General features: G+C 62.7%; 24 protein-coding genes and 1 tRNA gene. 10 read left to right on the top strand and 15 right to left on the bottom strand.

What is annotated here, in order from left to right; translation table 11 throughout:
- Positions 1-42 precede the first annotated feature (42 nt).
- The 5 genes from PAA8504_RS08960 to PAA8504_RS08940 all read right to left on the bottom strand — a co-directional run bounded on the left by PAA8504_RS08960 (position 43) and on the right by PAA8504_RS08940 (position 5,213).
- Complete coding sequence (locus PAA8504_RS08960; protein ID WP_108893841.1) at positions 43-1,533, bottom strand: replicative DNA helicase; 1,491 nt, start codon at positions 1,531-1,533, stop codon at positions 43-45.
- Positions 1,534-1,730: 197 nt separating this feature from the next.
- Complete coding sequence (locus PAA8504_RS08955) at positions 1,731-2,411, bottom strand: orotate phosphoribosyltransferase (protein WP_108893840.1); 681 nt, start codon at positions 2,409-2,411, stop codon at positions 1,731-1,733.
- Positions 2,411-3,391, bottom strand: coding sequence for a class II fructose-bisphosphatase (gene glpX / locus PAA8504_RS08950; protein ID WP_108893839.1), 981 nt, complete (start codon positions 3,389-3,391; stop codon positions 2,411-2,413). Before glpX ends, PAA8504_RS08955 begins: the two co-directional genes overlap by 1 nt.
- 88 nt (positions 3,392-3,479) lie before the next feature.
- Complete coding sequence (locus PAA8504_RS08945; RefSeq protein ID WP_108893838.1) at positions 3,480-4,769, bottom strand: homoserine dehydrogenase; 1,290 nt, start codon at positions 4,767-4,769, stop codon at positions 3,480-3,482.
- Between the two features lie 72 nt (positions 4,770-4,841).
- Entirely contained in the window at positions 4,842-5,213 is a 372-nt protein-coding gene (locus PAA8504_RS08940) for a hypothetical protein (protein ID WP_108893837.1), read from the bottom strand.
- A 93-nt stretch (positions 5,214-5,306) separates the two neighbouring features.
- On the opposite strand from PAA8504_RS08940, the gene PAA8504_RS08935 reads away from it, so the two are divergent.
- Positions 5,307-5,783, top strand: coding sequence for a hypothetical protein (locus tag PAA8504_RS08935; protein ID WP_108893836.1), 477 nt, complete (start codon positions 5,307-5,309; stop codon positions 5,781-5,783).
- Here PAA8504_RS08935 and PAA8504_RS08930 read toward each other — a convergent pair.
- The 4 genes from PAA8504_RS08930 to PAA8504_RS08915 all read right to left on the bottom strand — a co-directional run bounded on the left by PAA8504_RS08930 (position 5,780) and on the right by PAA8504_RS08915 (position 9,238).
- Complete coding sequence (locus tag PAA8504_RS08930) at positions 5,780-6,358, bottom strand: TadE/TadG family type IV pilus assembly protein (RefSeq protein ID WP_146190471.1); 579 nt, start codon at positions 6,356-6,358, stop codon at positions 5,780-5,782. The genes PAA8504_RS08935 and PAA8504_RS08930 overlap by 4 nt on opposite strands.
- Entirely contained in the window at positions 6,355-6,882 is a 528-nt protein-coding gene (locus tag PAA8504_RS08925; protein WP_108893834.1) for a TadE/TadG family type IV pilus assembly protein, read from the bottom strand. Before PAA8504_RS08925 ends, PAA8504_RS08930 begins: the two co-directional genes overlap by 4 nt.
- Positions 6,879-8,480, bottom strand: coding sequence for a TadE/TadG family type IV pilus assembly protein (locus PAA8504_RS08920; protein WP_108893833.1), 1,602 nt, complete (start codon positions 8,478-8,480; stop codon positions 6,879-6,881). The genes PAA8504_RS08925 and PAA8504_RS08920 overlap by 4 nt, the downstream gene beginning before the upstream one ends.
- 275 nt (positions 8,481-8,755) lie before the next feature.
- On the bottom strand, positions 8,756-9,238 hold the full coding sequence (locus PAA8504_RS08915; RefSeq protein ID WP_108893832.1) for a fasciclin domain-containing protein: 483 nt from the start codon (positions 9,236-9,238) through the stop codon (positions 8,756-8,758).
- 170 nt (positions 9,239-9,408) lie between these two features.
- On the opposite strand from PAA8504_RS08915, the gene PAA8504_RS08910 reads away from it, so the two are divergent.
- From PAA8504_RS08910 to PAA8504_RS08890, 5 genes are all read left to right on the top strand, one after another.
- A complete protein-coding gene (locus tag PAA8504_RS08910) occupies positions 9,409-9,846 on the top strand; it encodes a hypothetical protein (protein WP_108893831.1) in 438 nt (145 codons plus the stop codon).
- A 40-nt stretch (positions 9,847-9,886) separates the two neighbouring features.
- On the top strand, positions 9,887-11,815 hold the full coding sequence (gene dnaG / locus PAA8504_RS08905) for a DNA primase (protein ID WP_108893830.1): 1,929 nt from the start codon (positions 9,887-9,889) through the stop codon (positions 11,813-11,815).
- 145 nt (positions 11,816-11,960) lie between these two features.
- Positions 11,961-13,967, top strand: coding sequence for an RNA polymerase sigma factor RpoD (gene rpoD, locus PAA8504_RS08900; protein WP_108893829.1), 2,007 nt, complete (start codon positions 11,961-11,963; stop codon positions 13,965-13,967).
- Positions 13,968-14,095: 128 nt separating this feature from the next.
- Complete coding sequence (locus PAA8504_RS08895; protein ID WP_108893828.1) at positions 14,096-14,374, top strand: HlyU family transcriptional regulator; 279 nt, start codon at positions 14,096-14,098, stop codon at positions 14,372-14,374.
- A 63-nt stretch (positions 14,375-14,437) separates the two neighbouring features.
- On the top strand, positions 14,438-14,788 hold the full coding sequence (locus PAA8504_RS08890) for a hypothetical protein (protein WP_245897572.1): 351 nt from the start codon (positions 14,438-14,440) through the stop codon (positions 14,786-14,788).
- Between the two features lie 13 nt (positions 14,789-14,801).
- Here the strand turns inward: PAA8504_RS08890 and PAA8504_RS08885 are convergent, their stop codons facing one another.
- Positions 14,802-15,002 carry a hypothetical protein gene (locus PAA8504_RS08885; protein WP_108893827.1) on the bottom strand — a complete coding sequence of 67 codons (201 nt, stop codon included), beginning with the start codon at positions 15,000-15,002 and terminating at the stop codon, positions 14,802-14,804.
- Between the two features lie 110 nt (positions 15,003-15,112).
- Here PAA8504_RS08885 and PAA8504_RS08880 point away from each other — a divergent pair.
- Positions 15,113-15,184 (top strand) — tRNA-His (locus PAA8504_RS08880).
- 19 nt (positions 15,185-15,203) lie between these two features.
- On the opposite strand, the gene PAA8504_RS08875 is transcribed toward PAA8504_RS08880, so the two are convergent.
- Positions 15,204-15,494 (bottom strand): DUF6476 family protein, encoded by a 291-nt coding sequence (locus PAA8504_RS08875; RefSeq protein WP_108893826.1) that lies wholly within the window; start codon positions 15,492-15,494, stop codon positions 15,204-15,206.
- Here PAA8504_RS08875 and PAA8504_RS08870 point away from each other — a divergent pair.
- From PAA8504_RS08870 to PAA8504_RS08860, 3 genes are all read left to right on the top strand, one after another.
- Complete coding sequence (locus PAA8504_RS08870; RefSeq protein ID WP_108893825.1) at positions 15,493-16,518, top strand: RluA family pseudouridine synthase; 1,026 nt, start codon at positions 15,493-15,495, stop codon at positions 16,516-16,518. The genes PAA8504_RS08875 and PAA8504_RS08870 overlap by 2 nt on opposite strands.
- Positions 16,519-16,657: 139 nt before the next feature.
- Positions 16,658-17,554, top strand: coding sequence for an RNA polymerase sigma factor RpoH (rpoH, locus tag PAA8504_RS08865; RefSeq protein WP_108893824.1), 897 nt, complete (start codon positions 16,658-16,660; stop codon positions 17,552-17,554).
- Positions 17,555-17,635: 81 nt separating this feature from the next.
- Entirely contained in the window at positions 17,636-18,616 is a 981-nt protein-coding gene (locus PAA8504_RS08860) for a Gfo/Idh/MocA family protein (RefSeq protein ID WP_108893823.1), read from the top strand.
- Here PAA8504_RS08860 and PAA8504_RS08855 read toward each other — a convergent pair.
- From PAA8504_RS08855 to PAA8504_RS08840, 4 genes are all read right to left on the bottom strand, one after another.
- Positions 18,613-19,137, bottom strand: coding sequence for a hypothetical protein (locus PAA8504_RS08855; protein ID WP_108893822.1), 525 nt, complete (start codon positions 19,135-19,137; stop codon positions 18,613-18,615). The two genes, PAA8504_RS08860 and PAA8504_RS08855, sit on opposite strands and share 4 nt — an antisense overlap.
- 105 nt (positions 19,138-19,242) lie before the next feature.
- Positions 19,243-21,057 (bottom strand): M3 family oligoendopeptidase, encoded by a 1,815-nt coding sequence (locus PAA8504_RS08850; protein ID WP_108893821.1) that lies wholly within the window; start codon positions 21,055-21,057, stop codon positions 19,243-19,245.
- Between the two features lie 63 nt (positions 21,058-21,120).
- Positions 21,121-22,053 carry an amidohydrolase family protein gene (locus tag PAA8504_RS08845; RefSeq protein ID WP_181375742.1) on the bottom strand — a complete coding sequence of 311 codons (933 nt, stop codon included), beginning with the start codon at positions 22,051-22,053 and terminating at the stop codon, positions 21,121-21,123.
- A complete protein-coding gene (locus tag PAA8504_RS08840; RefSeq protein ID WP_108893819.1) occupies positions 22,046-23,641 on the bottom strand; it encodes an ATP-dependent DNA ligase in 1,596 nt (531 codons plus the stop codon). The genes PAA8504_RS08845 and PAA8504_RS08840 overlap by 8 nt, the downstream gene beginning before the upstream one ends.
- Positions 23,642-23,700 lie beyond the last annotated feature (59 nt).

Genomic DNA, 23,700 nt, shown 5'->3' with positions numbered 1-23,700 from the left:
GCCGGGGTCAAGGGAAGACGTAGCCGAAGATGAGGACCGACCTCAGAAGCCATCGCCCGAGCCTTGTTGCCAGGCCTGAACAAGGTTGCCGAACCGGGTGAAGCGCCCTTCGAACGACAGATCGACCGAGCCGATGGGACCGTGACGCTGCTTGCCGATGATGACTTCGGCCCGGCCGTGCAGACGCTCCATCTCATCCTGCCAGGTCGCCATCTTTTCAAGCTCGTGGTCGCCGGGTTTCTCTCGTTCTTTGTAGTATTCCTCGCGGAACACGAACATCACGACGTCGGCGTCCTGCTCGATCGAGCCGGATTCGCGCAAGTCCGACAGCTGCGGGCGCTTGTCCTCGCGGCTTTCGACCTGGCGTGACAGCTGCGACAGGGCGACCACGGGGATGTCCAGTTCCTTCGCGATGGCTTTCAGGCCCTGCGAAATCTCCGATATCTCGTTGACCCGGTTTTCCCCGCGCCCGGTGCCCTTCACCAGCTGCAAATAGTCCACGAACAGCGCATCTAGGCCGTGCTCGCGCTTCAGACGCCGAGCGCGGGCGGCCAGTTGGCTGATCGGCAGGGCAGGGGTGTCGTCGATGTATAGCGGGCAAGCCTCAAGCGATTTCGCGGCCTCGACGAAGCGGCGGAACTCGCCCTCGTTCATGTCGCCGCGACGAATTTGCTCGGACGGAACCTCGGAGGCTTCGGACAGGATCCGCGCGGCCAGCTGCTCAGCCGACATTTCCAGCGAGTAGAAGCCCACGACGCCGCCATCCACGGCGCCTTCGCTGCCGTCGGGCCGCGTTCCCTTGCGATAGGCCTTGGCGATGTTGAACGCGATGTTCGTCGCCAGCGACGTCTTGCCCATCGACGGGCGTCCGGCGAGGATCAGAAGGTCGGACTTGTGCAGACCGCCCAGCTTTTTGTCCAGATCGACAAGGCCAGTGGAGACGCCCGCCAGCCCTCCTTCGCGCTGGTATGCGGCGTTGGCGACGTTCACCGCGTCCGTGACCGCGCGCAAGAAGGACTGGAAGCCCTGGTTCGACTGGCCGGCCTCGCCCAGCTTGTAGAGGGATTGTTCCGCCTCGACGATCTGCTCGCGCGGCTCGGAGGTGATGTCGACCTTGCCGGCCTTGGTCGAGATATCGCGCCCCAGCTGGATCAGCTTCCGGCGGATCGCCAGGTCATAGATCATCTGCGCGTAATCGCGCGCTGCGTAGGAAGAGATCGCGGCACCGGCGAGCTTGACCAGATAGGCCGGTCCGCCAAGTTCCTTCAGCCCCGAATCCTCTTCCAGGAACGCCTTCAGCGTCACGGGGGAGGCGAGGGCGTTCTTTGCGATTCTCGCCGCAGCCACCTCGTAGATGCGGGCGTGAACCGGATCGTAGAAGTGCGATTCGTCGATCAGGCTTGCGACACGGTCGAACACGTCGTTGTTCGTCAGGATCGCACCCAGAAGCTGTTGTTCCGCCTCGATGTTGTGCGGCAGCAGGTCCGGGGTCTCGCCGTCCTTCGATGTCGGAATTGTCGTGATCTGGTTCATGCCAACCGCCCCTTGCCTGCCTCGAACGTGCCCCGTGTCGGATGGTGTAGCGCCCCTGTGGGCCTGCGATCAACATGGGATAAGTTGGGGCGAGGTTCCGCCGGGCGGGCCGTCATCTGGCGGTAACAGTAAGCCGACCTACCACATCTGGGCAAACTCACATGGGGCCCGCAAGTTATCCCGGCCCCTCCACAGGGTCAGCTTCCCCGGCGGGCGTCTTGCCAGGCGCGCGGGTCGTTCAGGAACTCTTCCACGCCCTGCAACGTGGCGGCATCGAAGCTGCCCGACGCCTTAGCCGCGTCCAGCACGTCCCACCAGGTGCACAAGCTGTGAAGTTTCACGCCATGGTCCCCCAGCGTCTTCTCGGTCTCGGGGAAAATCCCGTACGAGAAGATGACGGCCGTATGCGCGCAGGAGGCACCGGTTTCGCGGATCGCATCGACGAAGGACAGTTTCGAGCCACCGTCTGTCGTCAGGTCCTCGACCAACAGTACGCGCTGCCCCTCGGTCATGGCGCCTTCGATCCGGGCGTTGCGCCCGTATCCCTTGGGCTTCTTGCGCACATAGGTCATCGGCAGGCCCAGCCGTTCGGCAACGAGGGCCGCGAAGGGGATCCCCGCGGTCTCTCCGCCCGCGATGTTGTCGAAGGCCTCGAACCCCGCGTCGCGCATGACCGTGATGGCCATGAAGTCCATGAGCGTCGACCGGATGCGCGGGTAGGAGATCAGCTTGCGGCAATCGATATAGGTGGGCGAAGGCAGGCCGCTGGCAAGCGTGAACGGCTCGCCCGCGTTGAAATGCACGGCTTCGATCTCAAGCAGCATCCGGGCCGAAAGACGCGCGACCTCGGCCCGGTCGGGGAACCCGGTGGGGATCATCAATCGCGCCCCGTGGGCGAGCGGTCGACCGGGTTGCGATAGGTCATGCGCCGCACCGAGCCGGTTTTCGAGCGCATCAGGATCGTCTCGGTCGTGAAATACCCGGGCTCGCGCTTGATGCCGGGCACGATCGACCCGTCGGTGACGCCCGTCGCGGCGAAGATCACGTCGTCGGTCACCAGATCGTCACGGGTATAGACCCGGTCGAAATTCTTGATCCCCGCCTTTTCGGCGCGGCCACGCTCGGCCGCGTCTCGGAAGGTCAGCTTGCCGTACATCTGGCCGCCCATGCACTTGAGCGCGGCGGCCGCCAACACCCCCTCGGGCGCTCCGCCCGAACCCATATACATGTCGATGCCGGTCGACGGTTCAGCGCAGTGGATGATACCGGCCACGTCGCCGTCGGTGATCAGGCGGATCGCGCAATCTGTCGTGCGCAGCTCCTCGATCATGTCCTCGTGGCGCGGACGTTCCAGCACGCAGACGGTGATGTCATGGGTGGACACACCCTTTGCGGACGCAAGGTTCGAAACGCGCTCGGCCGGACTCATGTTCATGGTGACGACGCCGGGGCGGAAGCCGGGGCCGATCGCCAGCTTTTCCATGTAGACGTCGGGGGCATGCAGAAGCGACCCCTTGGGGCCCATCGCGATGACGGTCAGCGCGTTCGGCATGTCCTTGGCCGTCAGCGTCGTCCCTTCCAGCGGGTCCAGCGCGATGTCCACCTCGGGACCATCTCCGGTGCCGACTTCCTCGCCGATATAGAGCATTGGGGCCTCGTCACGCTCCCCCTCGCCGATGACGACGGTGCCGCGGATCTGCAGCTTGTTCAGCTGGTCGCGCATCGCGGTGACGGCAGCCTGGTCGGCGGCTTTCTCGTCGCCGCGGCCGATCCAGCGACCCGACGCCAGCGCCGCGGCCTCCGAGACGCGAGCCAGGCCCAGTGAAAGCATGCGGTCGTTGAAATCGTTGGTCGCCATGCGCCGGTTCTCCCCTATGACGTTGGGTCGGGGTCTAGCGCGGGGCGGGTGATGCGCACAAGGCTGTTACCGGCGAAACTATGGACAGTCAGTCCAGCTGTTCGATCCTGAGGGCAACGGGCTCGCCGATCAGGACCCCGGTTTCGGCCATCGCCTCGATCGCCGCATCCAGCGACGGGCGGCCCGCCTTGTGCGTCACGACGATCACCGGTGCGGTGCTTTCGGGGTGATCGTACTGGCGCATCCGGTCGATGGATATCCCGGCATCGCCAAGGCAAGACGCGATCTTCGCCAGCGCCCCGGGCTTGTCCACCAAATCCATCCGCAGGTAATAGGGCGACGGGCCGCCGGAATGTGCCCGTGTTCCGGCCTTCAGCGTCGAGGCGGGCTGTCCGAAGGTCGACAGACGCGTACCGCGGGCGATTTCCATGATGTCCGCCAGGACCGCGCTGGCGGTGGGGCCTTCGCCCGCGCCCGCACCGCGCATGACGATCCGGCCGACCGCGTCGCCTTCGAGGACCACCATGTTCGTAGCCCCGTCGAGTTGGCCCAGCGGCGAGGAGGCGGGAACGAGGCATGGCGACATCCGCGCCTCGAGCCCCCGACCGGTCATCTGTGCCACGCCCAGAAGCTTGACCTTGAACCCCATGTCGGCGGCGTGGCGGATGTCGGCGATCGAGACACGCTCGATCCCCTCGAGCTTTACGCCCTCGAAGTCAACGCGCGTACCATACGCGATCGAGGCCAACAGGGCCAGCTTGTGGCCCGCGTCGATGCCGCCGACGTCCAGCGTGGGGTCGGCTTCGAGATAACCCAGCGCATTCGCCTCGGCGAAGACCGTGTCGTAGGGCAGGCCCGCGTCCTCCATCCGCGTGAGGATATAGTTGCAGGTGCCGTTCATCACGCCCATCACGCGCTCGATCCGGTTGCCGGCAAGCCCTTCCGTAAGGGCTTTCACACATGGGATCCCCCCCGCGACGGCGGCCTCGAAGCGCAGACACAGGCCCTTCGCCTCGGCAGCCTCGGCCAAGGCCTGGCCGTGAAGGGCCAGAAGTGCCTTGTTCGCCGTCACGACGTCCTTGCCGTTTGCGATCGCCGCTTCCACCGTCGATTTCGCGGGTCCGCTGTCGCCGCCCACAAGTTCCACGACGAGATCCACGTCATCCCGCGCGGCCAGGGCCACCGGGTCATCCTCCCACGCGAAGGGTGACAGATCGACGCCGCGATCCTTGTCCCTGGTCCGGGCCGAGACGGCTGTGATCTGAATGGGGCGACCGGCTCGAGCGGCCAGGGTCTCGGCACGTTTCGTGACGATCTTCACCACACCGGCGCCGACCGTTCCAAGGCCGGCGATGCCAAGACGCACGGGATCGGACATGGGCAGGTTCCTTTTCGGCATGGCGTGTTGCGGAACGCGCCATAGCCCGGATCGGCGACAGGGAACAGGGGGTCAGTATGTCGCCGCGCGCTCTCGAAGGCGTCGCATGCGCTCCAGAAGCGTTGCATCCCCTTCGGCATTGGCCCGGATAACGGCCGCCCGGGCACGAAGCTGTGCGGCCCGGTCGGTCAGTTCCGCGGCTATGCCGGGCGACAATCCCGTTCGGGTCGACGCAGTCCGCGCCCTGAGTTGGGCAGAGGCGGAATCGAGCTCCGCCGGTAGCGCGGCGAGCTGGGGCGACTGCGTTTCGGTCGCCCTCGAAATGGTTTCGAAGGGGGCGAGCATCGGAAAGTCGGCGCGCGACGGGGTCGTCGCCACCGGCGTGTCGAGCTGCGGCAGATCGCAGGCCGTCAGCAAAATGCAGGCGATCAGCAGCCGTTTCATGATCCCGTCCCAGATGACGGCTCAGTCTAGGCCGGCCCCCCGAACGCACGCAACGCCCTTTTCACTGCAACGCCGGGGCGGTACAGGCAAACCATGTCGGACCCTTCCGAAATCCTGTACCGCCTCGACGCGTCTGCACCACGGCGCGTGTTTGCGACCGGCGTCCTCGCCGCGCTTACCGGGCTGCTGCTCTGGCTTTCGCTCGCCGCCCAGGCGGACCCCATCTGGAGGGTTGTTCTAATCGCCATCGCGGTGGCTGCGGCCTTTGCAGCACGTTCGCTATGGGTCGCGACGGCGTATGCGATCCTGTTGACCGAGGAGGGACTTGTTCAATCGGACGGTCGCCTCATAGCATCCTACGATCAGATCGGATCGGTTGATCGGGGCATGTTCGCGCTGAAACCGTCGAACGGGTTCCTAATCAATTTGACGGAAGCCCGCCCGTTCGGATGGGCGCCGGGTCTGTGGTGGCGGTGGGGCAAGAGGGTCGGCGTCGGGGGGGTTACGCGCGCCGGATCGGCGAAAGCAATGGCTGACCTCCTGGCGCTTCGTATCGAAGCGCGCGGTTAACTCGTTCCCTCATACCGCAGAACCGGAACGAAGCGGGGCGAGACCACCGTATAGTTGGCGAACCGCCGACCGCCGAAGCCCACATCAAAGGGAGGCGTATAGTCCATCCACGTCTCGACCACGATGATCGAATCCCCGTCCGCAAGAACCGGTATTCGGTCGGCCAGGTCGGGCAGGGTCGCCTCTGTGTGCGGCTGCGGCTTGTAGATCGCGCTGTCGGGGAAGGTCACGTCGGACCAGACGAGGATATGCCGGGCGTTCGTCTCGTCCCAGATGACGGAACTGATCCGCATATACGTGTTTTCGTCCCCCACGGTGAGATAGTCGTAGACGCGCCCCAATCCTTCGACCGTTTGACGGGTCGCCGGAAACTGCTCGCGCGAGAGCATGTCCGCGATGGAATACGTGATGCGCAGGTTCGAGATCTGGGTGCGATACGCATCCACGAATGTCAGCAGCGCAAGACAGGTCATGACCAGAAAGGGCAGGACCAGCACCGTCTCGACGGTGTAGGACCCGCTTTCGTCCCGGCGGAAAGCCATCAGGCGGCGCGAGAGGCGCTGGATCAACCTCATGGCTCGTTCACGAAGAAGGTCTCTGCGATCATCGCGACGCCCCTCCCGCCCGTATTCACGTCCATTTGCGCCCCGACACCGGCGCCGGGCAGGATGGGATCGTACAGAACGCAGAACCGCATCATCATAAGCTCGTTGCGACCACCGGGCCGGACCGTCAGGGCCGGTTGAACATCCTCGGCCCGATCACGGCATTTCGTGCTTTCAGTTGGCGCCGCGAAATTGGCAACGGGCACCGGGTACATCTCGAGGTAAAGGTCCGACAGGCAGTTTGGGATCACGAGGGTCTCGTCGCAGACCGCAGCGCGGATCGCATCGAAGGATTGCAGGGTGGGATCGCCCAGCCGGATGTCACGCGCCACGACGTCCACCGCGCGTTCGAACATGACGCGCCGCATCTGCATCATGCCCGACTCCATGGCCATGAAGAACGGCCACATGATCAGCGGGAACAGTAGCACGATCTCGACCGTGGCAGCGCCGTCGTCGCGGCGCAAAAATCGGAGGATGCGGCGCAGGGTCATTCGATCAACTGCAACTGATTGATGGTAGTGGCGATCGCCGAGAAGGCGTAGGTGATCTGGCTTCCGGTGACGTTGAAATAATTGTTCCCCGAGCTGGCACAGTCTTTCAGAAGCGTGCTGTTCGCCTCGGAAATGTTGAAGGCAATACTGTAGACGACCACGCCGTTTGCCTTGATCGTGTCGCACATGTCGGCCATCCGATTGTTCTTCTCCGAGGCGCCGATGGACTTCACGACATCGGTGTACCACGCGTCGTAGACGGCAGATTTGGTGCTGTCGTAATAGTGCTGATCGGCACGGCCCGACCAAGCGTGCCAGCGTACGGAAAGATTGGCCCAAACCTCCGGCCAAGTCAGCGCCCGTGCCCAGTTGCCCGGATCGCTTCGCCAGTAGTCGCCGCCGGGCACATAGTAAGGTTCGTTGTAATAGCCGTCACGGTCGCGGTTTCCGTCTTCGATGTCGCGGATCGTAATACGCCAGTTGTCGCCGAAATACCCCACATAGACGTCCGATTCGACATTGGGGTAAAGTGCCGGGTCCAGCATGTACTGGGTCGTGTTCTGACCGTCAGTCATCACGATCAGGACCTTGATCGTCTGGGCGCGCCCGTAATCGTAAGGGCGTTCAGAAAAATTCGAATCTGCCGCACCCGAATTGACCAACGCGGTCCGCATAGTCGGATCAAGCAGGCCCATACCCCATTTCAGCCCGATCTCGACCGAGGTGTTTCCAGCGCCCCTCAAGTCATTGATCTTGTCTTTCAGCTTGGACTTGTCGTCTTGTAGATAGAGGGGGGCCATATCGCTGTCGGTCCGACAGGGTGCCCAGGATTCGTCCATCATCATGCCCGACGTGACGCCATCGAAATGCGCGGTCTGGACGATCGAAGTCGACGGATCGATGGCGGGCGTCTGGAAATCGCCTGCCCCGAAATCCAGGCAGTTCGAATAGCCATGGCGGTTGGTGACGGTCATCTGCGACAAAAGCCGGGGATCCGCTTGGACCTGGGATGAGTAGGGAATAATACTGATCGACACGCGGCGGTTCGTGTCCCCGTCCTTTAGCATGGCATCGATGAATTTGTTGGCAGCGGTCTTCAGATGCGTCAGCTTGCTATCGCGCGTCATCGAGCCGGACACGTCTAAGACCAGCGAAATCTCCACATCCTGGATCGCCTCGCGTGCTGTACCGCCGCTGGTAAGTCCCAGGTCGTCGACACCCACCGCGCTTATGAACCAGGTTGGAATCGTGGCTTTGGCGACGGCTCTGACCGTACGTGAATTGATCGTTTCGCTGACTTCCACGGAGTCCAGGGCGTCGGCGACGCCGGCCTTGTCGAAATAGTCGTTGACGACCGCGGTCGGGTCGAGGGTCTGGTTCAGGTCTGCCGCCGCAAGGGTCGCCGAGTCGATAGTGTTCTGGAGTCGGGTGCGCGCGTAATCGTGGCGCAGGATGTCGACCGCCAGGCCGCCGACGAGGATCATCGCTAGGAACAGGTACAACGCGAACAGGACGAAAGACCCGTCTTCGGACCGGCCGAACCTAGCGATCAGCTTGCCAACCTGCACTTCGGTCATGTCGCGGTCGCGATGTTCCACTGTTCCGGCCTTTCAAACCGTCTCTCGAAAGCGGACCTGCGTCGGAATGCATCGCGTGATGCCCGTATACGGACAACACGACTCGGTTCGCGTTCTAGGCGGTAAACGTAGCAGCAGATTTCGGGTGATATTGTGGCACCCCCACGCCGAAAGGGCGGCAGTTCGCGGAATCTGGCTCCAATCCGGTCGAACGGGACGGTTCGTTCAGGCAGTGGCGACAGCGCAAAAGAAAAGGGCCGCCCGAAGGCGGCCCCCGAAATTGGTGGATCGAAATCTTACATATCGCCGGAAGGCATCAGCACGGTGTCGATCACGTGGATCACGCCATTCGAGGCCTCGATATCGGCGGTTGTTACGGTAGCGCCGCCAACCATGACGGTTTCGCCGTCGATGGAAACCTCAAGCTCTTCGCCGTTCACCGTTTCGATCATCTGACCATCGCTCAGGTCGCCGGACATGGCGGCCATCGGAACGACGTGGTAGGTCAGGATGTCAGTCAATTCCTCTTCGCTGAGTTCGTCCAGCGTGCCTTCGGGAAGTTCCGCGAAGGCATCGTCGGTCGGTGCGAAGACGGTGAACGGACCTTCGCCCGACAGCGTTTCGGCCAATCCGGCCGTCTCGGCCGCGGAGAGGAGCGTGGAGAAGTTGCCGGCGTCCTGCGCGGTCTCGACGATGTTCATCGTGTGCGCGGCGCCGAAGGCGACCCCGGCGGCGACGGTGGCAGCTGCAGTGGTCGTAATGAAAGTTCTGCTAAGCATAATTTTCTCCCTAGATATCTGATCAGCCCGTTTTCGTTTGGGCTGGTTGGCAAACACGGAATGCGGGAATGCGTTTCTGCGTCATTCGCCCGCACTGCGGCAATCTGGCGGGATCGGTTGTGCCCATCGGCGGATTTGCGCAAGGTCGGTCCAAACACAGGAGATCACGTATGCTGCACCGTCTTGCCCTTCTTGCCCCCCTGGCCCTTCTGGCCTGTGCGCCGACCGGCCCCGCGCCCGAGGTAGAGATGACCGTAGATTCCGAAGGTGCCGCCCAAGCGGCGTCGACTTCGCCGCAACTGACTGCCGTCGCCGAGGCCCTGAACGCGCGCCAAGGGACGAGCCTTTCCGCCGAGTCCGATTTGACGATCACCGGGGCAGAGGCCCGCGGGAACCAGCTTTACATGCAGTTCCGACACAACCAGCCCGCGTCCGCGTTCGGCCCGGCCGCGCGCGAAAGCTATGAGATTGTCGCCGCGCGCACCTTGCGGCAGAACCTGTGCGCCGAGCCTGCGCTGGCCCGCTTCGTCGATACCTACGGGCTTGCCGCCGACATCACGACAAATGACGGTCAACCTTTGGCGACCGTGGCGGTCGACGACTGCTAGCCCTCTGGACAGTGGGGGGGCTGACCCAAATATAGGGGTCATGAGCCTCCCGCCCGGATTCCTTGATGAGCTTCGATCCCGCGTCAGCCTGGCTCAGGTTGTCGGACGCAAGGTCATGTGGGACACCCGGAAGTCCCAGCAGGGAAAGGGTGACATGTGGGCGCCCTGTCCGTTCCACCAGGAAAAGACGGCGAGTTTCCACGTCGAGGACCGCAAGGGCTTCTATTATTGCTTCGGATGCCACGCGAAGGGCGACGCGATCACCTTCGTGATGGAAAGCGAGAACGTGCCGTTCATCGAAGCAGTGAAAATCCTGGCCGACGAGGCGGGGATGCAGGTCCCAGAAAGCGATCCCCGCGCCAAGGAAAAGGCGGATCGGCGGACGATCCTGATTGGCGTGATGGACGAGGCGGTCAAATTCTTCCGTCTGCAGTTACGCACGGGCGATGGGGCCGCCGCCAGGGCCTATCTGGAAAACCGCGGCCTGACATCGGACGCGATCGACCGCTGGGAGCTGGGGTTCGCCCCGGATGACTGGCGCAGGCTGACCGATCACCTGAAGGCCAAGGGGATCGCGCCCGACCTCATCGCGGCGGTCGGCCTGTCCAAGACGAGCGCGAAGGGCGGCGAGCCGTACGACACGTTCCGCAACCGGATCATGTTCCCGATCCGCGATGCGCGCGGCCATACCATTGCCTTTGGCGGCCGCGCGATGGACCCGAACGATCAGGCGAAGTACCTGAACTCGCCCGAGACGGAGCTTTTCGACAAGGGCCGGCAACTTTACAACCACGGCAATGCCCGCGCCGCCGCCGGACGGGATGCCCAGCTGGTCGTGGCCGAAGGCTACATGGATGTCATCGCGCTGAGCGAGGCCGGGTTCGGCGCCACCGTTGCCCCCCTGGGTACCGCCGTGACCGAGGACCAATTGAACCTGCTGTGGCGGATTCATGACGAGCCTGTCATCGCACTGGACGGCGATACGGCCGGACAGCGCGCAGCGATGCGGGTGATGGACCTGGCGCTGCCCTTGCTTGAGGCCGGAAAATCCCTGCGGTTCTGCTTGATGCCAGAAGGCAAGGACCCCGACGACCTGCTGCGCGCCGAGGGGCCCGAGAAGATGCGCGACTTGCTGGGGCGCGCGCGCCCGATGGTGGATCTTCTCTGGACGCGGGAAACCGACGGCGTGAGCTTGGATAGCCCGGAACGGCGCGCCGCGCTCGATAAGAAACTGAAAGCTGCGCTGAACAGGATCAAGGACCCTTCGATCAAGCGCCATTATGGCGAGGCCATTCGGGAGCGCCGCTATCACCTCTTCAATCCGCGCCGGGCGTGGGTGCCGAAAGGCAAGGCGGTCGCACCGGTGGCGGTGACGTCCACCCGCAGCTCGGAGCTTGTAATGGGCGGGGAGGGGGACCGGGTGCGCGAGGCGGTCGTCCTTGCTGTGTTGATGAAGCACCCCCATCTGATCGAGGTGTTCGAGCCAGTTCTGGAAAAGGCGGAATTCGCCGATCCAACCCACCGGCGCCTTGTGTCCTGCCTGCTGTCGGTCGTTGCGTCGGACGCCGAGGGATGCCGCCGCGAGGTGGAGGGCATTGTCGGCGGTGATACCCTTGAAAAGCTGTATGCGACGCGCCATCTCGGGGTCGTGCCAGCCCTGCGGTCAAATGATCCTGACATCGCACGACAATGCATCGCCGAAGAGCTTGCGAAACTGGTTGCCCGTCGCGGGGCCGCCCGCGAGGTCGAGGAGGCGCTGACGGATATCGGTGCAGTTGCTGACGAAGCATTGACCTGGCGCCTGCGTCAGGCGGCGCAGGCGCTGGAGCGGGCAGGCAAGAGCCAGTCCGAGGACAAACGGGAGTTCAACGTCGCGCCGAATGGCGTGCGTCTTGATCGTGATGAAGTGAGTGCCTTCGACCGTCTGCTCAGCCAGATCGGATTCGATGGCGGCTCGGATGAAAAGTGAAGGCGGGACTCTGGGTTCGGGGTGCTGCAATTGGTAAGAGAATCGCGGTAACAACGTGTGATTAGTTGATTCGGTCGGCTGATTCGCGAAAGTTTGACCGGCGCCGTTATATCCGGCGCGGGACCTGCGTTAAGGGGAGAGCCGAATGGCTGCCAAGGACAACACCGACGAACGCAAGGATGATCAAGACGGCGAGGCCATGCTCGATATGAGCCAAGCCGCCGTCAAGAAGATGATCGCCGACGCGCGCGAGCGCGGATACATCACTTATGATCAGCTGAACGCGGTTCTTCCGCCCGAACAGGTCAGTTCGGAGCAGATCGAAGACGTCATGTCCATGTTGTCCGAGATGGGCATCAACGTCATCGAGGATGACGAGGCCGAGGAAGAAGAGAAGAAGTCCACCGAGGTCGTCACCCGCAACGACAGCCGCGAAGTTGCCGTGTCGTCCGGGGAGGGCGAGAAGCTCGACCGGACCGACGACCCGGTGCGCATGTACCTGCGCGAGATGGGGTCGGTCGAACTTCTGTCCCGCGAGGGCGAAATCGCCATCGCCAAGCGGATCGAGGCCGGTCGCAACACCATGATCGCAGGGCTTTGCGAAAGCCCGCTGACCTTCCAGGCCATCACGATCTGGCGTGACGAGCTTCTGTCCGAAGACATTCTTCTGCGCGACGTCATCGACCTCGAAACGACGTTCGGCCGGTCGATGGGCGAAGAGGGCGAGGAGCCTGTCGTCTCGGACCTTGGCTCGACCCCGCAGGAGATTCGCGAGGCGCCTTCTCCCAAGGCCGATACCATCAAGGAAGAGGTCGACGCTGACGGTAACCCGATCGGCAAGTCCGACGACGAAGACAGCGACGACGAGGACGAACAGGCGAACCTGTCGCTTGCCGCGATGGAAGCTGCGCTGAAGCCGCGTGTCCTGGAAATGCTGGATGCGATCGCCGGCGACTACGAGCAACTGGCCGAGATGCAGGATCTGCGGATGTCCGCGACCCTGAACGAGGATGGCAGCTTCACCACGGATGCCGAGGAAAAGTACCAGAAGCTGCGCGGCGAGATCGTCGTGCTGGTCAAAGAACTGCACCTCCACAACAACCGTATCGAAGCGCTGATCGACCAGCTCTACGGGATCAACCGCAAGATCATGTCGATCGACAGCGCCATGGTGAAGCTCGCCGACCAGGCCCGTATTAACCGGCGCGAGTTCATCGAGGCCTATCGGGGCGCCGAACTGGATCCGGCCTGGATGGACAAGATGCGCGAGAAGCCGGGGCGCGGCTGGCAGTCTTTGTTCGAGCGGTCGACCGGCAAGATCGAGGAACTGCGCGGCGAGATGGCCCAGGTCGGCACCTATGTGGGCGTCGACATCACCGAGTTCCGCCGCATCGTCCAGCAGGTCCAGAAGGGTGAGAAAGAGGCGCGTCAGGCCAAGAAGGAAATGGTCGAGGCCAATCTGCGACTCGTGATCTCGATCGCCAAGAAGTATACGAACCGCGGTTTGCAGTTCCTGGACCTGATCCAGGAAGGTAACATCGGCCTGATGAAGGCCGTCGACAAGTTTGAGTATCGCCGCGGTTACAAATTCTCGACCTATGCGACCTGGTGGATCCGCCAGGCGATCACCCGGTCCATCGCCGACCAGGCCCGCACGATCCGTATCCCGGTCCACATGATCGAGACGATCAACAAGCTGGTCCGCACGGGCCGGCAGATGCTGCACGAGATCGGCCGCGAGCCGACGCCCGAGGAAATGGCCGAAAAGCTCCAGATGCCGCTGGAGAAGGTTCGCAAGGTGATGAAGATCGCCAAGGAACCGATCAGCCTCGAAACCCCCATCGGGGACGAGGAAGACAGCCAGCTTGGCGACTTCATCGAGGACAAGAACGCTGTCTTGCCGCTCGACAGTGCCATTCAGGAGAACCTGAAGGAAACGACGACCCGCGTTCTGGCCAGCTTGACGCCGCGGGAAGAGCGGGTTCTGCGGATGCGGTTCGGGATCGGCATGAACACCGACCACACGCTGGAAGAGGTCGGCCAGCAGTTCAGCGTGACGCGCGAACGTATTCGCCAGATCGAGGCCAAAGCGCTGCGCAAGCTCAAGCACCCGTCGCGCAGCCGGAAACTGCGGTCCTTCCTGGATCAATAGGTGGACCGCGTCGGGGCGTTTTTTGATCCGCCCCGACGTCGCCCTAGCCTAAGCCGAAGTCGCCCTAGCCTAAGCCGAAAGCGTTGATCGACTTATGACGGCTGGGCTGCGCATAGGGGGAAACTGCGATGAGTATCTGGTCTAGGCTGTTTGGCAAACCGAAGTCGTCGGCACCCGAACAACGTCCGTCCGAAAGCTACAAGGGCTTCACGATATATCCGGCCCCGATGGAAGAAGGTGGGCAGTATCGCCTTGCAGCGATCATCGAGAAAGAAATCGCAGGCGAAACCCAAAGCCATCACTTGGTTCGCGCAGATCTTCTTCGCGATCCCGAGTTATGTGCCGAAGCCGCCGTGGCGAAAGCCAGGACCATGATCGACGAGCAGGGCGACCGGATCTTCGACTGATCCGGTCACTTCGCCCACGGGGTAGGTAAAGGTTCGAACCGTTTGCAGAAGGAACATCAGCCAATGCCCTTCGACGTGACAAACCCGTTCCCTGACCGGCGAAGCCACTTCGGCAGGCTGCCCCGTATCGTGCGCCTTTATATCGTCAACTGTGCCATTGGTTTTGCCGTGGCAGGCGCGTTCACTGCGGCGGTTCTGGCCTTCGATGTCGCGGGACTTGGCCACTTGGTAACAACCGTCTCAGGCGGCTGGCTGGCCGCCCTGGTTTTTTTCATGCTGAACGGAATTGTCTTCGCCGGCGTACAGACAAGCATCATCGTGATGACCCTAGACCGGCCGGGTGGGGGAGGGAGCGGTAAGCCTCGCAGAAACCTTGCCCCGCTGCCGGTCGAGATCTCGGATCGTTCTGCCTAGACGTCTTACAACCTCAGGTCCGATTGCCCTGGTTGGGGTCGCTCGTGCTTCCCGGTCCTGTCTTTGGGTCGTCCGGATCACTCTGATCGTTCTTGATTGACGGTTTGACGGGCGCTTTTTCTGGTAAATCCGTCCGGTTGGCTTGGTTCGGATCGTCCGTCGATCCGGGGCCCTTTCGGGGATCGGCCTTGTCGCGGTCTTCCATTTTGATCATGTCCTCTCTTTTGGCGTGAACTAGTCGAAATTACGCCCGCGCCCAGCCCGGTATGGACGGTGAACCTCTTGACCGCATGGCATTGTCTGTTTAGGTCCTGCGCACGCGTTGCCGAGGTAGCTCAGGGGCAGAGCACCTGATTGTGGATCAGGGGGTCGGCGGTTCGAAACCGCCCCTCGGTACGCGGCAAATCCCAAATAATCACTGCGTCGGTTCGATATGCCGGAACAGAGTGCCGTCCAGGTCAAAAAACAGGATGTCGCCGTCTTTGGTCACCACGACGGTGAGGTCCTCGGCCAGCGTGACGGCTGCTGGTGTCTTACCTTCCGGCAGGTCCAGCGTCTCGGGAACAGCGGGGGCCTCGTCATTCAGAGTCGTCAGAATGGCGAAGATCAGGACCATCCCCAGTGCGATCATGGTTGCGGTCAACGCAATCACCATCCATTTCACCACGCGAATGGTATGATCCGGCCGAGGGGAGTCGTCGCTCATGTCGCAGCGCCTTGTCGTCACGATCGGGGAAAATCCACCCGCGCGTCTGGATAAGGCACTCGCGCGGGACGTGCCAGAGCAGGCGCACTTGTCCCGCTCGCGGCTCGCGCGCTTGATCGGCGAGGGCGCCGTGAGCCGCGACGGGCGCGTCCTCGACAGCCCCAAGGCGCAGGTGGAGGCCGGGCAGGAGATTACCGTCGTGGTGCCTGACGAGGCCGAGACCGAAATGCGGGCCGAGGATATCCCCCTGAACATCGTCCACGAGGACGCCGATCTGGTCGTCGTCGACAAGCCGGCCGGCATGGTCGTCCACCCTGCGCCCGGCAGTCCCTCGGGCACGCTGGTCAACGCGCTTTTGCACCACTTCGACGGGCGGCTGTCCGGGGTGGGGGGAGAGAAGCGCCCCGGCATCGTCCACCGGATCGACAAGGATACCAGCGGTCTTCTGGTCGTGGCCAAGACCGACCGGGCCCATCACGGTCTGGCCGAACAGTTCGCCGCCCATAGCGTGATGCGCGAGTATCTCGCCCTCTGCCACGGGGTTCCCAGTCCGTCGGACCCGCGTATGGCGGGCATGAAAGGCGTGCATATCGAGGGGAACGGGATCATCCGAATTTCCTCTGGGTTGGCCCGGCATCCAACGGATCGACAACGACAGGCGGTTACGTTCGACGGCGGTCGGCACGCTGTGACGCGGGTGAGGCTGCAAAGGGACTGGGGCGCTGTTGCGATGGTTACGTGCCGTTTGGAAACGGGGCGGACGCATCAGATCAGGGTGCATATGCGCCATGTGGGTCACCCATTGGTCGGGGATCAGACATATGGCGGCCAGCGAAGGGTTTCTGTGCGCCTGCGCGCGGCCGAGGCGGTGAACCAGTTTGCCAGGCAAGCACTTCACGCCCGTGAGCTGGGCTTCGTCCACCCCGGGAGCGGCGAAAGAATGATATTTACCAGTAGGTTACCTATTGATCTCCAAGGTTTGGTCGACGAACTGGATGATGTGCCGGGCGACACAAACGCGTGAGATTATTCCGACATCTGAACCTGAAATCTTAGCAATCAGTTAGAGTACGAAGTCTAAACTGCGGCCAAGGACTTGAACTGAACCGATCGGTTCACCAAATAGTTGTCAGGCAGGAAAGCCGTTCGAAGGAGGGGGCCCCATGGCGAGCTACGCAAATCTTCCCGCACCGAGCCCGGAACAGGGACTCAACCGTTACATGCAGGAGATCCGGCGCTTCCCGATGCTGGAGCCGGACGAGGAATACATGCTGGCCAAACGCTGGGTCGAGCATGAGGATACCGAGGCGGCGCACAAGCTGGTTACGTCCCACCTGCGCCTCGCGGCCAAGATCGCCATGGGCTATCGCGGCTATGGCCTTCCGCAGGCCGAGGTCATTTCGGAAGCGAATGTCGGCCTGATGCAGGCGGTCAAGCGGTTCGATCCTGAAAAGGGCTTCCGTCTTGCGACCTACGCGATGTGGTGGATCCGTGCCTCGATCCAGGAATACATCCTTCGGTCATGGAGCCTTGTGAAACTCGGGACGACCAGCGCACAGAAAAAATTGTTCTTCAACCTGCGCAAGGCAAAGAACCGGATCGGCGCCCTGGAAGACGGCGACTTGCGGCCGGAGAACGTGAAGCAGATCGCGACCGATCTGGGTGTTACCGAGGACGAAGTGATCTCGATGAACCGCCGCATGGCGGGCTCGGACGCGTCGCTGAACGCCACGATTTCGAACGATGGCGAGGGCACGGCGCAATGGCAGGATTGGCTGGAAGATGAAGATGCCAACCAAGCCGACGACTATGCCGAGCGTAATGAACTCGAGACCCGCCGCGCGCTGCTGACCCAAGCGATGGACGTTCTGAACGACCGTGAAAAGGACGTTCTGACCCAGCGCAGGTTGCTCGACCAGCCTGTGACCCTTGAAGAGTTGTCGGGCGTCTACGACGTCAGCCGGGAGCGTATCCGTCAGATCGAGGTGCGTGCCTTCGACAAGCTTCAGAAGCGCATGACCGAACTGGCGGGTCAAAAGGGCATGATGGCCGACGCTTGACGTCGCGGCGAAATTGCTAGTTGTGGCATCGGGCCGGTCTTCGCACGTGAGGATCGGCCCGATGCAATTTGGAGGGACCTGATGACCGATCCGATCCGATGGGGCGTCGTAGGCGCGTCGAATTTTGCCCAGACGACAATGGCTCGGGCGATCCACCTTGCAAAGGGGGCGAAGCTGGCCGCGTTGGCGACGTCGAACCCGGCAAAAGCCAAAGGCTTCACCGACTTTGCACCAGATCTGCGGGTGGAAGACACCTACGATTCTTTGCTGTCCGCTGAAGATATCGACGCGATCTATGTTCCGTTGCCAAATCATCTTCATGTGGAATGGGTGATCCGGGCGCTTAAGGCGGGCAAGCATGTTCTGTGCGAAAAGCCGATCGCCATGCAGGAGTCCGATTTCGACGCAATGATCGAGGCACGGGACGCGGCCGGGAAATTGGCGGCCGAGGCGTTCATGATCGTCCATCATCCTCAATGGCAGCGCGCCCGCGCTCTCCTGTCCGACGGCGCAATCGGACGCCTCCGGCATGTCGAGTCGGTCTTCAGCTACAACAATCCAGACCCGTCAAACGTTCGAAACCGGTCCGGAATGGGCGGTGGCGGATTGCGCGATATCGGCGTCTATACGTTTGGTGCTGCGCGTTTCGCGACCGGCGAAGAGCCTGAGGAGATGTCGGCCATCGCCGAGTTCGAGCAGGATTTCGATGTCTATGCCGAAGTCCGCGCCCGCTTCCCGTCATTCACGTTCCACAGCCTGATCTCGACCCGCATCGCGCCGCGCCAACGTGTCGTTTTCCATGGCGAGGGTGGAACGATCGAACTGACCGCTCCGTTCAACGCCGGAACTTTCGATCAGGCGGAGCTGATCGTCGAGACCTCTGCGACGGCGCGGACGGTCGAACGATGGCCGGGGGTGAACCAGTATGTCCGGCAAGTCGAGGCGTTCGTTCAATCAGTCCAAGCCGGCGATACCTATCTCTGGACGCTTGAGAACGCAAAGGGCACACAAGCCATGATCGACAGCGCTATCCGCTTGGGACGGGAGCATGCCAACCGTTAGACCCCTTTCAGGACGATGGAATCGAGGTTTACGGGTCGATCGCTGCGGACCATGGCAACCACCACGCCACCGAGTACGACGGCCGAGATTCCATTGTCCCCTTCCTTTACCGACAGGCTTCCGGGGTCATTTTCTGCGGGGAACTCGATGACCAGTGTATCCATACCCTCTTCGAAATCGGTTACCTCTAGCTCGGTGTCGTAAAGTCCGAGTTCTTGGGCATTCGTAGCATTGCCCTCTGCCTCCGCCCCCAGCATCGGCAGCGCGAGGTCTTCGCTGTGAAGCATGTCGTACCAGCTGCTCAGATCCATGTGGGGAACGCCATCCTCCGCAGCCCCGAGAGGGTCGGTTCCAGCGTCCGCGCCACCCAACGCAAGGCTGGAAAGGTCTGCGTGCCGACCAGATGGAATGCTGTCATCGTCGGCCGGGCCAGGCTCGGACGGCGAGAAGTCGAGGAAGGCGAACATGCCCGCGAACAGGACGTAAAGTGCACTACCGAAGAGGTGAGGGTCAGATAACATGACACGTTTCCCGAATGACGGTTAACGCGCAGCTTTGACTCAGATTGTGGACAAACTAGGGAACTGACGTGGCGCGCGCCGAACAATTGCCCGGCGCGCTCGGGATTAGCCCTCCATGGCTTCCAATTCGTCGATCATGCCTTCGATCATGGACAGGCCTTTGTGCCAGAATGCGGGATCGCTGGCGTCGAGGCCGAAAGGCTGCAGAAGCTCCGAGTGGTGCTTGGACCCGCCGGCCTTCAACATGTCGAAGTATTTTTCCTGAAAGTCCGGGGTGCCTTCCTCATAGGCCGCGTAGAGGGCGTTTACCAATCCATCCCCGAACGCATACGCATAGACGTAGAAGGGAGAATGGACGAAATGGGGGATGTAAGCCCAGAACACTTGGTAGTCGTCCATGAAGTCGAACGCATCGCCCAGGCTTTCGGCCTGCACCGACATCCAGAGGGCATTGATCTCGTCCGGCGTCAGCTCCCCTTCGTTGCGGGCGGCGTGAAGCTTGCACTCGAAATCGTAGAACGCGATCTGGCGGACGACCGTGTTGATCATGTCCTCGACCTTGCCGGCCAGAAGAACCTTGCGCTGCTGCTGGTCCTTGGCGCCCGCCAGAAGCTTGCGGAAGGTCAGCATCTCGCCAAAGACGCTGGCGGTCTCGGCCAGGGTCAGGGGGGTGTTGGCCAGAAGCTCTCCCTGATCCGCGGCGAGCCGCTGGTGGACGCCGTGACCAAGCTCATGCGCAAGGGTCATGACATCCCGTGGTTTACCTAGGTAGTTCAGCATCACGTAGGGGTGCGCATCGGTGACGGTGGGGTGCGCGAACGCGCCGGGGGCCTTGCCGGGGGTGACGCCTGCGTCGATCCAGCCTTTGTCGAAGAAGGGCTGCGCAAGGTCGGCCAGCTTGGGCGAGAAGTCGGAATAGGCGTCCATCACCATTCCGCGGGCCTGGTCCCAATCGATCCGGCGCTCGTCTTCCATGGGCAGCGGCGCGTTGCGGTCCCACACATGCATCCGGTCGAGGCCCAGCCACTTGCGCTTTAACTCGTAATAACGGTGCGACAAACGTGGATAGGCCTCGACCACCGCATCGCGCAGGGCCTCGACCACCTCGGGCTCGACATCGTTCGAAAGGTGGCGGCCAGTCTGCGGCGTGGGCATGTTGCGCCAGCGATCCTCGACCTCCTTTTCCTTGGCGAGTGTATTATGCACGCGGGCGAAGGTCTTGACGTTGGCCGAGAAGACGCGGCCCAGCTCGCGTGCGGCGGCTTCGCGGGTGGCGCGGTCCTGCTCGGTCAGCAGGTTCAGCGTCGCCTCGATTCCCATAACCTCGTCGTTTACGGTGAATTCAAGGCCCGAGATCGTTTCGTCGAACAGCTTGTTCCAGGCCGTGGCACCCACCACCGACTGGTCGTGAAGGAACTTCTCCAGCTCGTCGGAGAGCTGATAGGGTCGCATCTTGCGCAGCCGGTCGAAAACGGGCTTGTAGCGGGCCAGCGCGGCATCCTCGAACAGTGCGTCCAGCTTCGCGTCCTCGATCCGGTTCACCTCAAGCGAGAAGAACACGAGCGGCGCGGTATAGGTCGTCAGCCGGTCCTGGCAGTCGGACAGGAAGGCCGCACGTTCGGGGTCGGTCGTCTGCTGGTAATAGCGCAAGCCGGCATAGGACATGATGCGGCCGCCCACCCGGTCGATGGCCTCGTAGCGGTCGATCAGCTTCAGCATGGCCTCGGCGTCGAGATCGGCCAGCTTGCCCTCGTACTCGGACGCGAAGGCGGCGCATTCCGTCTGCAACCAAGACAGGTCGCGCTCGATCTCGGGCGCGTCCGGCGCGGTATAAAGGTCGCTTAGGTCCCAGACGGGAAGGTTGCCCAGGTTCCTGCCCTGGGCGGTGGCGTTGGCGTCGAAAACGGGCTGGCTCGGCATGGTCGCTCCTCGGAAATGTCGAATTGGACATATGGGCTGAGCGGCGCCGCGCCAACCCGTCCGTCAGAAGCCGTAAAGGTCGGCCGGCGCGTCCACGAGGATCGCCTGGCGCCGCTCGGCATCGGTGACGTGGTCGAAGAACCGGTCGAGAAGCACGCCCGCGTCGGGCACCGATGCCCCGTTCAGCATCAGGTGGGGCCAGTCCGACCCCCACAGGCAGCGTTCCGGCGTGGCCGCCAGCGCGTCGACGAAGGGCGCCGCGGCGTCATAAGGCGCGTCGGCCAGGCGGTAGAGGCCTGTCAGCTTGGCATAGGCCTTGCCCTCAGCCACCAGCCTCCGCACCGCCTGAAAGCCCGGAGCATCCGCGCCAGCCGCGATATCGGGCCAGCCCAGGTGGCCGATCACAACGTCGCAGGGCAACTCGCTGATCTGTTCGGAAAGCTCCGCGATACGGTCGGCCGGTTGCAACAGTTCCAGATGCATGCCGCGCTCCGCCAGCCCGTGGGCAAGGTGCTTGGCCCCCTCCCAGCTGAGCGGGCCATCGAAGACCTCGTTCAGGCGGATGCCGCGCACGCGGGCCTCGGCCAGCCGGTCCAATACGTCTTCGTTCGCGTCGTCCCGGACAAGGCCGACGCCGACGTAGCCTTGCCCCAGCCGTTTCAGTGCTTCGATCGTGACCGAGTTGTCGTCGCCGTAAAGCGTGGAATGGACGATCACCCCGCGCGACAGTTCCAGCGTGCTCATGTGCGTGCGCAGCAGGTCCAGCCAGTCCTCGAAACCGCGGCCGGGGGCGGGATCCTCCTTTCGCTCGGCCCAGAGCGGGAAGTCGTTCTTGCCGCCGACAAGGTGCAGATGCGTGTCGCAAGCGCCCTGCGGCGGAAGGGTCGAGGGCACCTTGGGCCGGTCCGCGGGGAACATGCCGCAGGGCAGTTCCGAAACGGTGTCGTAGTCGCGGTCCGGGGTGGCGTCGGGGAGGTCTCTGTCATCGTCAACCATAGGCGGCCAGCATCTCCTTGAGATCATTCAACGTATTCGCCTCGGCCAACGGTTTGTCGTGGCGCCAGCGGGCCATGCGGGGGAAACGCAGGGCGACGCCGGACTTGTGGCGGGGGCTTTCCTGTATTCCCTCAAACGCGATCTCGAACACATGTTCCGGTTTGACCTGCCGAACCGGGCCATAGCGTTCGAGGGTGTTCTTGCGCACCCATGCGGTGATCTTGCGAAACTCGGCGTCGGTCAGGCCCGAATAAGCCTTCGTGAAGGGGACCAAATTGTCGTCGTCCCAGACAGCGAACGTGAAATCGGTGAAGAGGTTCGCCCGGCGGCCATGGCCTTGTTGCGCATAGATCATCACGGCGTCGATGGTCAGGGGATCGACCTTCCATTTCCACCAGTCGCCCTTCTTACGACCGTCCCGGTAAGGGGCGTCCCAGCGTTTGAGCATGATGCCTTCGGCGTTGTATTTGCGGGATTTCTCGCGGATCGCGGCCAGTTCATCCCAACTGTCGAACGTCAGCAAGGGCGACGCGCGGAGGGGGGCGTCGGACGGGACTTGCGCCACCAGATCGTCAAGGCGGGCGCGGCGGTCGCGGAAGGGGTGGGGGCGGATATCCTCGCCCTGCCATTCCAGCAGGTCGTAGGCATAAAGGATGACGGGCGCTTCGGTCAGGAGTTTCTTCGGGACGGTCTTGCGGCCGATCCTTTTCTGCAGCAAATTGAAGGACATGGGGCTGTCTTCGGCCCAGGCCAGAACCTCTCCGTCCAGAACGGTGCCGGGGGGAAGGTAGTCGATCAGGCGGGCAAGCTCGGGGAACCGGTCGGTCATCAGTTCTTCGCCGCGGGACCACAGGAAATGCTGGCCGCCACGCAGGACAAGCTGGCCGCGGATGCCATCCCACTTGCGTTCGGCCGCCCAGTCGTTGCTTGATGTGTCGAGTGAAGAAGGTCCTCCATCAAGTTGATAGGCCAGATAAAATGGATACGGCTTGGAGAGGTCCGTCTCGGGGTCCGGGGCGCGGATGAGGGCGTCGAAGCTAGTCGTCTCGGGACGCCAGTCACCCATGAGGCGGTGGGCGAGGTCGGGCTCGGGGATATGGGTGGCGCGTGAAAGGGCGCGGGTCATCAGTTTCTGACTCACGCCCATGCGGAAGCCGCCGGTCAGCAACTTGTTGAAAACGAACCGCTCCTTGGCGCGAAGCTGGTCCCACGCGCTGAGGATGGCGGCCTTGCGCTGCGCCTCGTCGAGGGTGGGCAGGGTACGGACCATGTCGATCCAATGCGTCAGCGTGTTGTCGCTCTCGCGGGTCGCATCGGGCAGGATAAGGGCGATGGTCTCGGCCAGATCGCCGACGATGGGGTAGGATTCTTCGAACAACCATAATGGGATAGACGCCCGTTCGGCGGCCCATTCGCGCAGATATGTCGTAGTAATCGCGCGTTTGGGGCGGCGTCCGGACAGAAGCGCGATGGTCCACAGGCGGTCGGTTTCGGGCGCGTCCTGGAAATAGGCGGCCAGCGCGTCGACCTTGGCGTTCGTCTTCGTCGTCTGATCGAGCCGCGTGAACAAGTCGGTGAACCGCTTCATCGCCCGCCCCCCGGAATCCCGTCGGGCACGCGTCGGGCATCCGTCGGACATCGGTCGGG

It is taken from the genome of Palleronia abyssalis (genome assembly GCF_900302445.1).
GTDB classification, from domain to species: Bacteria; Pseudomonadota; Alphaproteobacteria; order Rhodobacterales; family Rhodobacteraceae; genus Palleronia; species Palleronia abyssalis.
This window is presented reverse-complemented; position numbering and strand designations above follow the sequence as displayed.